This is a genomic window from Microbacterium sp. (assembly GCF_031988965.1).
Classification (GTDB): Bacteria; Actinomycetota; Actinomycetes; order Actinomycetales; family Microbacteriaceae; genus Microbacterium.
The window spans coordinates 47,320-61,286 of sequence record NZ_DALZXX010000002.1; the positions used below are offsets into that span (position 1 = coordinate 47,320).

A 13,967-nucleotide genomic window follows, 5' to 3' on the forward strand; every position below is an offset into this window, starting at 1 on the left:
GCGCTACTCTGATGGCGTGGTCTCCAACATCTTCCTGCACCTACTCCGTCAGGAGGCTCGCTTCCAGCGGACACGCGTCTCAGGGGCAGCGAGCGGCGGGCAGGGCCGATGAGCACAGAGTCTGAGGCCGTCGCCGAGATCACGAAGATCATGAACCGCTGCAGTCGCCTCGAGGCGATCATCGAGAGCTTCGACCGTGTGCCGCTGACCGACGGGCACATCGATGTGTATGACTCGGCGAGAAAGGCGAACGCGAACTGGCGCGCACGTGTCCCGGTCCAGGTGAAGGGTCGAGTCGCCAAGCGCCGAGCACCCTTGTCCTACCCGTTGCAGACTCACGTGCTCCGCGCACACCAGAACAACAACGGGGTCCTACTCTTCGTCGTCGACATCGACCCGCGAAGCGGAAAGAACGACCCGAAGTACGCAGTCCTCACACCGTTCGAGATCCGACGGATTCTGGACCCTGTGCCCGAGGATCAAAAGACCGTGTCAATCGCGCTCACGAAACTTCCCAGGCTTCCCAAAGAGGTCGAGCGCATCGTCGATGTCGCGGTGGCCGGAACCCGTCAGAATCCACTGCAGCGCAACACTATGCGAGTCTTCGAGACGATGAAGAAGATCACGCTATTTACGGTCGAGGAGCCTACCTTCCGCGAGCCCACGAGCCTCACTCCAGGCGACACCGTCTTCGCGATGGAAATCACTACAGAAACCGGTGACCGAGTGCCTGTCGACGGAGGCATCGAAGTGGTGCCGCAGGACTATCTGCCCCGCGACGGCCGCGTCAGGATCTCGTCAGGAGCCGCTGTCTTCGAAAGGGCGACCGTACAGCGCCTCACGCCTGTCACCTCGCGCATCACTCTCGACGGAGGTCTCTCGCTGGAACTGGGAGAAACGTCAGCGAACCCCGATCTTGAGGTCACTGTCGAGTTCTCAAGCAACTTCGCCGCGCGCAAGCGCACCATCGAGTTCCTCGTCGGCCTCGTCGACAGCGACGAGCTGCACATCGGAGACCGCGTGCTACGCCATCATGGTCTCTCCGCGGAAAAGATCGCCGAGACAGAAGAGCTCCGCGATCATCTCGCCTTCCTTACACGCCTCGACGAACTGTTCACCAAGCTGTCGGTCGATGGGGCGCTCGTCGATCTCGATGAGCTGACCGACGAGCACTACGCGCAGCTTCGCGGACTCTACGACATCTTCGTCCGTGGAGAGTCAGCGGGAAACTTGAGCGACGAGCCCGGACGCATGTTCGTCAACTTCGGCACCTGGGGTGTCCTCATCCTTGCGCTCGAGGGCGACGCGCCCGGTACATGGCGCTTCATCGACCCTTTCAACCCGTCGTCTGCGCAGATGCTCCGATGGAGAGACGAACTCGAGACGCTGACGATTCCAATCACGGCATACGACATGATCGACCGCGACGTACTGCCGAAAATCCTCAACATACGACTGGACCTGATCACCGATGCGTACGAGCGGATCGTCGACGCTCCCGAAGCCGTCGGCCTCGCCAACCAGCGCGTCCGAGACCTCCTGCTCTGCGTCGACGCGGATCCGGAGAGTCCACGCCGGAACGACTTCCTCGACGCAGCGCAGCGACTCAATGAGTGGATCATCATGCACGATGAAGACGTGGATCCGCATCTGCTGAATCGCTGGCAGATCACGTGGCGACTGGGCGGCCTCTCCGATGCGGAACGTCACGAGATCCGTGTGCTCCGACGCCGTGCGGCGCGGGAGTCGGACGCGCGCGCATCGCAACGAGAGCTCGCGGCCTCGTTGCTCCTCGGGGAGCACGAGGAGGTCGATTTCCTCAGCGAGCAGATGGCGGATGACACGCTCGCAGAGATGCGCAGCTGGCCGATATGGACGCTCCGAGAGGGCACGGCAGCCAGCAGGCACCAGTAGCCGATCCCCAGCCGACGAGTCGGTGTCAAAACCTTGCTTCGCGAAAGCAATCTCGGCGCGCCAGTGAATGGATTTACGATTCGCTATCTGCCCGCCTGACTATGACCAAGACCCACCCCTCCTCTCAGAGTTCGCCCCGGTATAGAGCGTGGCGAAAGAGACCTCTCGCTGGACACGCTGTCTAACCTCGCCGAGCAGCTCGGGTCGATCCGATGGCGCTCCTGGCGGAAGACGAGTAGCCCGGAAGCAGCATCCTTCGATGCTTTGTGCGCGGACCCAAACTCTTTACTCGCTCTGCTTTCTCCGCTCTGAGAAGAACTGCGCCAGAGACTTACGAGCGACGAGACGACGATTCTCTACAGTAGCCGGGCGCTCGTACCCGAGCTCGATGTTCGCGTCTTCAGCATCAAGTTGAAGTCGCTCCTCGAACTCTCCCCAATCAACCAGTTGTCCCAGGAAGTCCAAGTCAAAGTCCCCGGTACGACCCGTCGGATTCTTCACGCCAAGTGCGATCATCACGGTCACGAAGCGAGCAGCCAGATCGAGAGGATCCCAGTTGTGCTCGTCGAGACCCGAGCGTACCCACTCCCGCGCAGCTTTGATGTCGATACGAGCCCAGTCCCATACAAGCCCCCAGAGCAGTCGATCCATGTCGAGCGGCGGAGTCGTGATGTGTGCCCAGAGACTGTCGTGGATTGCTGCTGAGAAGGCTTGATCAGCAAGATCAGGCACGGTCGGCCCAAGCTTGTTCGCCTCGTCGCCTGACCCGGAACGAGCAGCGTGGCTTAGATAGGAGAAGAAGAACAGGCCCGGCTGCGTTAGTTTGGCCTCTTCGAGGACCTCCACTCGCTGAGTCTCGTTCATGCCCACATAGAGCCCTCCACCGAACCACCTTGTCCGCTGATGCGCATCTGCGATGTCAGTGTGCTCGGGGACACAATGATAGTGGCGCACCAGCCACTTCAACACCTCGACACTGTTTGCTGCTCCAGGTGCGCAAAGCGACTCGAGCTTGCCGAGGATCAACTCCGTTCGCGTGCTGAATGACGATTCGACCAAGTCGAGCTCCGCGCCCCGCGTCCGCGATCGAATCTGATCGAAGGCCGCGGCCACGACAAGATCAGAGAGATCTTCAGCGGGCACCGCGAAAGCGAAGTAACGATCAAAATAGTGAGGATGAGCGATGCGAGTCGATGCCACTTTGTCGCCGCCGTATGCATAGTTCCTCGCCGACCATTGATGTTCGAACCTCGGGAATAGCTGCCCAACTAGCTGCGCCACACCTGCGCGGTGCTCTGGGGCGACACGGGCATCGACAAGAACTTCTTCCCAGAAGGCACGCTCCGCTGAAGCGTCCCGCTTCCCTGCGACCCACTCAGAACTGATCGTCGAGAAGTCACCGAGAAGACGACCTCGATGATTGACGATGGCGCGGTACAGGAGCGGCTCAGCCGATCTGATCCAACTGATCAGCAGGAAGTCGACAAGATCGACCTCCTGCAGCAACCCCGCTAAGAAGACATCCACCTGTGCGAAGTATCGCTTCACCCCACGCGGGGTGGCCAGACGTTGACGGAGATGACCGAAGTAAGCGCTACTGAAACGCCGACTCACCTCGTCATCGAGACTAAAGCCGTGCTCATCTGCCAATCGCTCAAGAGCGGAGTTCACCCAACTCGATAACTGTTCGTCCCGCACCGGAGGCATATCGAGCCTTATCTGAACGATCTTCTCCAAGTAGTCGATTGCGCGGCGTGGATCTTGGTTCCCCACCAGACCGGTCCTGCTCAGCGCATCAAGAAGCGTAGTTTCGTCGTAGGCGAGGAGGTAATGCACGTTGGGCAGGCGCCCAATCAGACGTATCAGCTTGAAAAGCAAGAGCAGTTCCGGCGGATCGAGTCGATCAACATCGTCGATGACCACGAGAACCGGAGAATCTGCCTTGCGCAACGCTTCTTCGGCCACTCGCCGTTTGCTAGCAACCCCCTGGTCGGTGGCGATGGCATTCGCCAACCCATTCAGCGGCCCAGTCGCATCGAGCCCCACGAGGCCGAGAAGCGCGCCGAAGGGCGCAACAGCTCGCCCCAGGCCGGCGATGGAATCGCGCGCTTTGTCCCACGACGCACGCGAAGGTAGCGCGTCTCGCAGCTCACCGAAGAAGCCCGTCTGCAGAGAGGCAAGATCCTGGAAGTACCAAGGATTGAAAGCGATGGTGACCCACGTCCGCTCACGATTCTGATCCGCACTGCCTGACGGCACCTCGATCATCGAGGTCAGTTGAGCGAGAACGCTTGACTTGCCCGACCCCCAAGCACCGATGAGCGCTAAGACCGACGACTGCTCGCTGCCGTGCACTTTGAGGAGTACCGACTCGAGGCCACTGAGGAACTTCGCACGGTCAAGATTGTCATCGTCCAATGACGAGATCGGGTCATCGGCGTACCAGTTCTCGGAGGCCAGGATACTCATATTGTCCATTCCGATCTTGACAGCGTTGCGCGCGTTTGTGCTGCCCACCCAACTCATGCAGTGCCCCAAACGTACAACGCTCAGTTCGCGACGAACCTAAGCGACATAGGGAGGTCCTCGATCACAGGCTCCCGCCGGCGACACGCGAGCGTCTTATGCTGGCACTGGCCGCTGGAGGTCGAGGACGTTGATATGCGGATCTGATCCAGGTCGGCGGCAACGACAACGCCAGGCTTCCCCCGCGACACCTAGATCTCGTCAGCCCGCAGGAGCCGAACCTGACAGGCCCTGTCGAAGGATGCGTAACTCGCCGCATCACTACCGACGGCAGCTTGGCGCTTCGCGCGCTGACTGCGGCGACATGGAGTCCGCCGACACTCGCTGCTGAGTTGGATGGAGGTCTCCAAGTGCAACGTCGGGCGCGCTGCATGGTTCGACTCACACGCGTCAGCGCAGGGTTGATCGCGCCGCACAGCTGCGACTTCCGTTTGTTGCAACGAAGTACGCGCTACCGTCTCGCTGAGCTGCACGCCAGTTCCTACACCGCGCCCTACATCAGTCAGCTTCTGATGCGTTGCCCAATAGGTCGAGGACTTCTCGGCTAACCAACTCTTGGGCTCCAGCAGCATCAGCTTCGACTAGGACAACCATGTGTTCTCGCAGGACCACACCCAATCCACCAGAAGCCTCATCGATCTCTGGAAGAGCGGCGATTATCTGGCATTGAATCTGTCTCAGCCCCAACGCAGAGAGAAGACCGGGAAGGATGGTGCGCTCGCCCCGCCGAGCGTACGTGCCGACCTCGGCCGCGGATGTGCCCTGAAGCACGTATGAGCGACGTGATTCCCCGAGCGCTCGGTTCAGCGCCCGTTGAGAGTCCGCGTCCAAGATCGTCCGGTCGACCAGGGGCTCAATCAGTTTGGCAAGCACCGCTCGCGGATGTACCTCATGCTGGGCGGGCCTCCAACCATGTGCCTTTCCCAGAACGTAATTGGCAAGAGTGCCCGGTTTCCCTTCCCGCCGCTGCCAAACGGTGAGAAAACCCGCGGTGGAAGAACGAGGTGCGCCGGGAGATCCGAGGCGGCTCTCGACAGCGTTCTGTACCATCTTGTAGGTTTCCGTGCTCAATTCAATCTCGCGCTCGGCAACGTGGGCCAACTGAACCAGCTTGTCGTCGCCCCAGTGATCGAGTATCCCGAGCGCCCGTCTCAAGAGCACGCGCCTCACCCTGGGAATCCGCTCGGCGAAAGCGTCATCGAGCAGATCAAGCGCAATCCGCTCGCCCGAAGCGACTTCCATCGCTATCTCGGAGGTAGTGTCAAGCTCTTCCAGCCGTAGGAGAAGCGCATCAATGATCTGCGGATTGGCATGATTCTGGAGCCGCCCCGCAGCGAGCAGGAAGGTTTGGCGCCAATGGAGCGCTGGACCGATCCGCGCCATCAGATCAACAATCTGGGCCTCCGGTCCTCGAGTTATGGCGCGAGCAGCAAAGTACTCCTGAAGAATCCGAACTTCGAAGCCCACCAACCCGTCCCGGATCCCCGTGATCAGCACGACTCGGTCGTGAACAGCCCGGATGATCTCCGCAGCAAGTCGATCTGCCTCGGAATCGTCGTACTCGTCAGCTTTCAGCCGTGCGAAGATCAACGGGCGAAGTGCATTACCTTCGATCAAAGGCTCGGAGATGCCGCCTTCGGCGGCCCGCGCATGCAGGAACAAAGCAACCTGTTCATGCAGGTAGTCGATCACTCGTTCATGTGCAGTGAGAATCTTCCCAAGTGATGAAGCTCGCGTCCGTTCTCTCGTGTATATGGCCCTGTAATAGGCGTCGAAGAGCGCATGACGGGTGTCTGGGACTTGGCTAAGGCGTTCCAGCAGGGTCGACATGATGGTGATCTGAAGCGGTGTAGTCATCAGTCGGCTAGTCGTTGAGTTCGATGCGGCCTCCCGAAGGCGCTCAACCACTCGATCGAACGCAATCGTGTCGCCGCCATTTCGTTCCGCTGCCAGTAGCTCCCCGTACCGCAACGCCTCTTCAGTCGACAGATACGCGAGATCGAGTTGCTGGAGTCCAAAGTCAGAGAGCTCTCCCCGATAGCCCTGAGGACGGGTCGTCGCGACAAGGAGCACGTCCGCGTCGTTCACGCTGCAATCGGTGAGGAACTCGTCCAGCGCAGCGCTAACTCGCTGTCGAATGACGGGGTGAACGACCTCGTCGAGCCCGTCGAGCACAAGCATCCACGGCCAAGCAGAACGCCAGCGCACGATGTCAGCCGTATCCATCCGCTCACCGTGAATGCGAGATGATTCTGCAATGTAGCGAAGCAACGAGTAATTCTCATCGGCTGAGAGTGCATCACCAAACGCAGAGAGATCGACGAAGACCGGCCACCGTCTAATATTCGGAGGCGTCACGCCCATCCTGCGCATTGCTGTCTTCAGCTGGCTCACAAGCTCTTGCTGCGGCTTCGAGAGTGCGCTCGATTGATCGATGAACGACGCTCGGTAAATCTGGCAGAGCACTTGAGCAATGGTGCTCTTCCCCTGCCCAGGGCCACCTACCAGTAAGACGCCGCGGTGCTCGGGCTCGAGCTTAGGACGAAGGCTTTCGTCACCCAGTCGCAACACGAAATCCAGGGCGCCCACAGCGTTCGATTCAGTCGGATCATCGGGCTCGATCCATCCTCCGCTCACTGCTGGAACGTCCACCACAACAGACGCAAGCTTGAACTTCTCCTCGCTCTCCACCCCTGAATCCCCCATGCGGGCCCACTGCCGCTGACTGAGGTCAGTGGCTGCTTGAGCGACGAGTTGCTTGCCGACGTCGAGAACTGGCTCGGCGCGATAGCCATCTTCCAGAGCCGCGAGAACATCGCCAGGAACAATCAAGTGAAGGTATGTTCGGCGAACATGCGTCTGACCGTCGAGGAGTCGCGAAATGCGTTCTCGATCCCACAGGTCCCAGTCCACCGACCCAAGTTGCTTGCAGAGATGCGCGAGCTCATCAACACACTCGTCGTAGCCCTCAGGCGAGAGCGTGGCGCTCGTTAGGAAAAGATAGTACTGCGGAGGATCGACTCGAACGGGATCTTCACCATGCTCGCCGGGCATCCACTTGCGTAGTTCCTCACGCATGCGCGCCTTTACCCAAGCAGGATTCGCACTCGTATCGCGATCTCGAGCTAAGTGCTTCGCCTGGATTACACCGTACCCGTCCCAATCCCCTGATCCGCCGCGACGACCGTACGAGACTCGACCGTTGAAGAACGCGTCACGGCCGCGGTCGCGCCCAACGCCTGTCGGCTGAACGTTGTTGCCCAGTTCGGCGATAGAAAGCGCCTGCGCTAGGCGCTCGAAGGCTTCGGTGCCGAGATTCGCAAACGAGTAGTCCATCCCAGCATCTTGGCAGGCAGAAGTCGCTAACCCGAGGCGCGACTCCTGTCGCCTGCTCAAAAGGCCGAAAGCAAGGACAGAAGATTGCGATGAGGAGAATCGCGAATCCAGATCGCAGCCCGAGGCTCGGTCGGTTCCCCGGGCTGGCAGAGAGAACCGCCAGTCGTCATCGCGCTTCCTCGTCATGAGAAGGCGGTGGGTATCGTGGTCCCCTACGCACTCGCCCCGTCTGGTCACCCATGGGTGTTGAGGACTCCACGGCTTACCTGATGGGTTCTCAGTCTGCGGGGTCAGCCGTATCGTCCATGCTATCCCGCCGCACTCATCCCTCGGTTTAACATTTGCACCGGAGACCGCCGTCAGATGGCTGAGGCCGCTGGCCTTCATCTGCTCGGTGAGTTCCTGAGACACCGCGCGCGTGTCGCCGACGGCGAGGCCGGGGAGCAGGCCCGCTCCGGGCTCGGGCAGCCGCTGCGCTCGATCGATGAAGATGCTGCGCAGTTCAGCCGCGACAGCGAAGACCCCGGATGCCGGCCGCTCCACCGACGCAGAGCTCGCGAACACCACGAGCGCCGCGCGCTCCCCCGGGCCTGTCGCCGCCGCCTCACCGATGACGCTGACTCTCGCGCCGAGATCGAAGCCGTCGGCCGGGTCGATCCCGACCCGCGCCGGGGCGGATGCCGCGCACACCGATCCCGGCGACCCGATGGCCACGAGCTGGATCTCCATCCACAGACGCCCGTCTCGGCCAACCGACGCGGACGAGGTTACCTCGCCCGTGGCCTCGACCACCCGGCCGTCCCACGAGGCCGCGCTATCACGGGCCGGAAGCGCAGTCAGGGCCGTGACGGACACAGCCGCAGCGGCGGCAAGGAGCGTCACAATCAGTCCAGCCCGTGACGCAGTGCGTTCGCGGCGCTTCAGCGCGATTCCCAGCACTGCGACCGCGCCGAATCCACCCGCCAGTGCGCACCATCCTGCCGCAGCAGGCACGAATACGCAGAGAAGCGCGGCCGCCCACACCGCTCCGGCGACAGGCAGTAGCCGAACATCGCGCCTCATGCCCGCACGACGTCAAGGATGACGGCGCGCATGCCTCGGTTGCTCACGCTCTTCGCGGGTCCTCGCATCAGAAGAACCTACGGTCTCCCACCGTGGCCGCGTCGGCATAGACCGGCCACCGTGAACAAGCGTCAATGACGTGGCGGTGTGCAGAAACGGCGGCGACTTTGCGGCTCCTGTCATCAGCATCAGCGTCCCGGTGGTCGTCTCCGGAGCAGGCGGCCCTGCGGCCGCGGGCATCGCCCTGGGGATCTTCGCCGGAGGAAGTGCCCTCGGCGGGCTCGTCTACGGAGCGCTTCGGGTTCCCGAATCTCCCATCCGGCAGCTTCTCGTTCTGACCACAGCGCTCGTCACGATCAGCTCGCTCATCGCCCTGGTGACCGGGGCGGTGTCCGTGACGATCGTGCTGGCCACTGCAGGCCTGTTCTTCTCACCGGTGATGATCGTGGCCTACTTCGCCGCCCACCAGGCGGGCGGCGAACACCGCCAGAACTCGGCAACGACCTGGGTCAACACCAGCCACAACATCGGAGCGTCACTCGGCAGTGCCCTGGCAGGCATAATCATCCAGGCCACAAATGTCCCCGGCGCCACCATCGGAATCGTTGCCGGTGCAGCCGTTCTGCTCATCGCGAGCGCCGCGTCGGGCAGAGGAAGCACGAACGCGAGACGATGAGCCACCTGCGGGGGTGAATGACCGCATCCGCCGCCGCATACTCTCGCAAGCCATGGGCCCCGTGCTCCGCTGTGATCTCACCAGCCGCCAACAACCTGCCTCCGAGAGGCGTTATGGCGGACGTTTGCGGGGTTCTTCCCCGGCGCCGCGGACGTTCGCGCCGTAAACGATCGTTTTCGGCTGGCTGGACCGTCAACGGTCAGTTGGCCGGGATGTGATCCGGGAAGTCCGTCTCCCCGATGCCGCCGGGTCCATAGAAGACGTCGACGAACTGGCGCGCCTGTGCAGTGAGTTCCGCCGCTGTAATCTGACCAGACGGCAGAGCCACGGTGAACCCATAGGTGCCGCCCGCTGGGCCGTTGAGCCACGCAAAGTCATAACTCATACCGCCGCCTGGTTGGGTTCGCTGGCTGACGCGAAACAGCTCGCCCTGGACAACAACCTCGAACGGATCCATCCCGCGATTCTAGGTCTGCCTACCTCGAGCTCGACTTGAGGAGTGCTCGGCACACAAGCCCGCCATGGAGGGTCCGAGCACGCCGACTGAGTTTCGCGAGGTGGCTATACCGGTCGCGCAAGCCGCACGGGACGCTCATCGAGAACGGAACAGGCTCGTGCATGACCAGTGGGTACAGTCCCCTTGGTCGCCCGGCGAGGTGCGCGCGCTGCGGCGGCCTGAGCGGAGATCGAACCCGTCGGCTGGCACCACTGCGATGTGCAGAACCACCGATACGCGTCCGACTCACCCGCGACCTCGCGGAGACGCCGATGGCTCTTCTACGGCACGACATCGGCGAGCTGGTTGCTCCTACGGGCCCCTGAGAATCAGGATTGTGGAGCTCGAGTTCGACGCGACGGACCAACGCGTCAGCCGGCCGATACCGCATTCCCACATCTGCTCAGCCTGTCGCAACTTACCCACAGATAGCTATCTAAGTGTTGGCATAATGGTGTGATGTCCACACCTCCCCTAGGCACCCGCATCGCGATCGATGCGGTGTCGAGCGAAACACTCGATTGGGCACCGCGCGCGCCGGAGATGTTCTCCCGCGCAGAGGTTACGCGTCAGACCGGGCCGTACGAAGCGACGATCGCTCAGCCGATCGCGGACTGGAGCCCACGGGTGTCCAGCGAGGACACCGCTGACATCGAAGATGCCACCCGTCAGCTGGTCATGTTCAATGAGCACGCGCGGAGCACCCTGGGCACCGACAATCCGGCGCTGGGCCCGATGACCGCGATCCTGCTGCGCACCGAGTCCGCGTCCAGCTCCCAGATCGAGCAGCTCACCACCTCGGCGAAGCAGCTTGCTCTCGCCGAGATCGATGAGGGCGACAAGACCGACGCTCTCACCGTCATCGGCAACGTTCGCGCCATGGAGGCAGCCCTCGCCCTCGCGGATGAGATCTCCGAGGGCTCGATTCTCCAGATGCACGAGGCGCTGATGCGCCACCAGACCGGGCTCGAACACGAAGCCGGACTGTACCGCCAGGAACAGGTGTGGATCGGCCCCGGCAACGCCGGCCCCCGGCAGGCAGAGTTCGTAGCGCCCCACCACCACCGGGTCCCCGGTGCGATGGCAGACCTCGTTCGCTTCGTGAAGCGGCAAGACGTGTCCGTGCTCGTCCAGGTCGCGGTCGCGCACGCTCAGTTCGAGACCATCCACCCGTTCGTAGACGGCAACGGGCGCACCGGGCGCGCCCTTGCGCAGTCGATCCTGCGCAACAAGGGTCTGGTCCGTTCGACGGCCGTGCCCATCTCCGCAGGTCTCCTCGTGAACACCGGGCGCTACTTCGCAGCGCTCACCGCCTTCCGCGCCGGCGACGCCGGACCGATCATTCGAGAGTTCGCCATGGCGAGTCGGATCGCCGCCTCGACGGGGACGCGGCTCGTCGACGACCTCGTCGCGCAGCTGGACGAGTCCCGCGCTCTGCTGCACGGCATCCGCTCCGATGCTGCCGTCTGGAAGATCCTCCCTGCACTCGTCGGGCAGCCGGCCGTGAACGCGAAGTACCTCAAGAGCGCGCTCGGCCTCGGCGAGATGGCGGCATTGCGTGCGCTGGACACACTCACCGACCGCGGGGTGCTCACCGAGATGACCGGCCAGGGACGCAACCGAGTCTGGCAGCACCGCGGCATCCTCGACGTCCTCGACGGCTACGCCGAGAAGATCCGACGGATGACCGCTCCAGACTGACGCGAGCGGACTGGCAGGGTCATACACCCCGCTAGGAGATCACCGTTTCTAAGCTCGATCGAAGTTCTGCACTCATGCGAGCGCTTTGCGACGCGGTGCCCGGCGGCACGAATCGCAGCCACGAACTCGACTCACTGGCAGACTGAGGTGCATGCTTCTCGACCGCGTGCTCCACCTCACGTCGACGATCGGCCGGCGCGCGTCGGCGATCCGTCGAGGGGAAGTGGTCGCGAATGCATGACGTCGTTGTGGTCGGAGCCGGGCTCGCAGGCCTCCGCTGCGCCGGACTGCTCGCCGCACGCGGGCTCGATGTGGTCGTCCTCGAAGGCGCGGATGCCGTCGGAGGACGCCAGCGCACCGACATCATCGACGGCTTCCGGCTGGATCGCGGCTTCCAGGTGCTCAACCCGGCGTACCCGGCGCTCCGCCGCAGTGTCGACCTCGACGCGCTCGCGCTGGGGAGCTTCCCCGTCGGTGTGCGGGTACGCACAACGGACGGGGTGTCTGAACTGCGTCATCCCCTGCGGCATCCGCTGTCGATCGCCACCTCGCTGCGCAGCGGTCTGGTGAGCTCTCGAGACGCTGTCGCGCTGGCACGCTGGGCCGGTCCGGCTATGGTGCGTCCGCTCTCACGTCTCGCCCGACACGACCTCACCCTCGGTGAGGGATGGGATGCCGCGGGGCTCCGCGGCCCGCTCCGCACCGCTGTGCTCGAGCCTTTCCTCGCCGGGGTGCTGGCCGAGAGCGACGGTGAGACGTCGAACGCGTTCGCCCGGTTGCTCGTGCGGTACTTCGCTTTCGGTCGCCCGGGTGTGCCCGCTCAGGGAATCGCTGCGGTCCCCGAGCAGCTCGCCGCTCACGCGCGCACGGCGGGCGCGGATATCCGACTCGATGCCCGCGCCGATCGGGTGTCTTCGCAGGGGGAAGGCATTCGGGTGGACCTGATCGACGGCGACTCCGTCGGCGCTTCTCGCGTGGTCGTCGCGGTCGGCCCCGATGCCGTCGCCGGCCTCACCGGGCTGGCCGCGCCAGCGACGAACGGCCTGCAGACATGGTGGTTCGCCGCTACCGAACCGCCCGCCAGGTCTGCGCTGCTCACCGTCGACGGCCGCGTCGGACGCGGCCCCGTCGTGAACACCGTCGTGATGACGCACACAGTGCCCTCGTATGCTCCGGCCGGACGCCACCTCATCGCCGCGACATGTCTGTTGCCGAGTGACAGTGCTCCCGCCGACGAGAAAGATGTCCGTCGCCACCTGGGTGAGATCTGGGGCACCGACATCAGCGCGTGGGAGCTCATCCGGCGCGACGACATCGCCGACGCGCTCCCGGCCCAGCCGGCACCCCTGAGCGCTCCGCGATCACCGCGCTACGCCGATCGGTCATACATCGCCGGCGATCATCGCGACACCGCGTCGATCCAGGGCGCCCTCGCGTCAGGTGAAAGGGCCGCGCGCGCGATCCTGGCTGACATGGGTTCGTGAAAGCGCTCCACATTCCGGCACAGCTGAGGATGCCTTCAGCGGTAGTGATCTCACCGGCGGGTGATCGACGGCGAGGCGCCGATCACCAGTCACACCCGCACCGCCTCACGAATGCCCGCGAGCAGCTTCTCGCCGATCCCGGGCACCGCGAGCAGGTCGTCGACCGACTGGAAGCCGCCGTTCTCCTCGCGCCACGCGATGATCCGCTCGGCCAATGCGGGCCCGATGCGGGGCAGCGTCTCGAGGGCGGCCTGGTCGGCGGCGTTGAGGTCGACCCTGTCGTCCGCAGGCTGGGCTGCCACCGCATCTCCCCCGCCGCCCGCCACCCCCGCGACAGGCACGATGATCTGCTCCCCGTCTTCGAGGGTTCGGGCGAGGTTGATGCCCGCCAGGTCGGCGTCATCGGTGGTGCCCCCGGCCGCTGCCACGGCGTCGACCATGCGGGAGTCGAGGTCGAGGACGTAGAGTCCGGGATGCTCGACTGCGCCGAGCACGTGGACATAGAGCTCTCCCGACGACCCCGACTCATCGGCATCCGCGGCGATGGCCACCGATTCGGTCGGCGCCGCCTGCCCCTTGAGGAGTCCGAGGCCCACTGCTCCCGACAGAACGACGAGCCCGACGACCACGGCCGCGCCGACACTCAGCTGCAACCGGCGTGGCCTCGGCGGGGGCGGCGGCAGCGTCTCGGGCATCCCGCCACGCTAGGGGCTCTCGATCACCCGCAGAACGCCGCGTGCCGCTGACCGTGGAGAATCACGGGCAGCGGCAC

The 13,967-nt window shown here is 63.6% G+C and carries 8 protein-coding genes; 4 read left to right on the forward strand and 4 right to left on the reverse strand.

The window, feature by feature from the left end; all coding sequences use genetic code 11:
- The first annotated feature begins 108 nt into the window (after window positions 1-108).
- Window positions 109-1,914 carry a hypothetical protein gene (locus tag RTM68_RS01880; protein WP_312167778.1) on the forward strand — a complete coding sequence of 602 codons (1,806 nt, stop codon included), beginning with the start codon at window positions 109-111 and terminating at the stop codon, window positions 1,912-1,914.
- 285 nt (window positions 1,915-2,199) lie between these two features.
- On the opposite strand, the gene RTM68_RS01885 is transcribed toward RTM68_RS01880, so the two are convergent.
- Both RTM68_RS01885 and RTM68_RS01890 read right to left on the reverse strand, forming a co-directional pair.
- Window positions 2,200-4,440 (reverse strand): P-loop NTPase fold protein, encoded by a 2,241-nt coding sequence (locus RTM68_RS01885; RefSeq protein WP_312167779.1) that lies wholly within the window; start codon window positions 4,438-4,440, stop codon window positions 2,200-2,202.
- Between the two features lie 498 nt (window positions 4,441-4,938).
- Window positions 4,939-8,715 carry a hypothetical protein gene (locus RTM68_RS01890; protein ID WP_312167781.1) on the reverse strand — a complete coding sequence of 1,259 codons (3,777 nt, stop codon included), beginning with the start codon at window positions 8,713-8,715 and terminating at the stop codon, window positions 4,939-4,941.
- Between the two features lie 262 nt (window positions 8,716-8,977).
- Between RTM68_RS01890 and RTM68_RS01895 the strand changes: the two genes are divergently transcribed.
- Window positions 8,978-9,514 (forward strand): hypothetical protein, encoded by a 537-nt coding sequence (locus RTM68_RS01895; RefSeq protein ID WP_312167782.1) that lies wholly within the window; start codon window positions 8,978-8,980, stop codon window positions 9,512-9,514.
- A 199-nt stretch (window positions 9,515-9,713) separates the two neighbouring features.
- On the opposite strand, the gene RTM68_RS01900 is transcribed toward RTM68_RS01895, so the two are convergent.
- Window positions 9,714-9,971, reverse strand: coding sequence for a hypothetical protein (locus RTM68_RS01900; RefSeq protein ID WP_312167784.1), 258 nt, complete (start codon window positions 9,969-9,971; stop codon window positions 9,714-9,716).
- Between the two features lie 498 nt (window positions 9,972-10,469).
- Here RTM68_RS01900 and RTM68_RS01905 point away from each other — a divergent pair, with 498 nt between their 5' ends.
- Complete coding sequence (locus tag RTM68_RS01905; protein WP_312167786.1) at window positions 10,470-11,711, forward strand: Fic family protein; 1,242 nt, start codon at window positions 10,470-10,472, stop codon at window positions 11,709-11,711.
- 233 nt (window positions 11,712-11,944) lie between these two features.
- A complete protein-coding gene (locus RTM68_RS01910) occupies window positions 11,945-13,195 on the forward strand; it encodes an NAD(P)/FAD-dependent oxidoreductase (RefSeq protein ID WP_312167787.1) in 1,251 nt (416 codons plus the stop codon).
- A gap of 89 nt (window positions 13,196-13,284) precedes the next feature.
- Here the strand turns inward: RTM68_RS01910 and RTM68_RS01915 are convergent, their stop codons facing one another.
- Window positions 13,285-13,890 carry a ComEA family DNA-binding protein gene (locus tag RTM68_RS01915; RefSeq protein ID WP_312167788.1) on the reverse strand — a complete coding sequence of 202 codons (606 nt, stop codon included), beginning with the start codon at window positions 13,888-13,890 and terminating at the stop codon, window positions 13,285-13,287.
- Window positions 13,891-13,967: the final 77 nt, after the last annotated feature.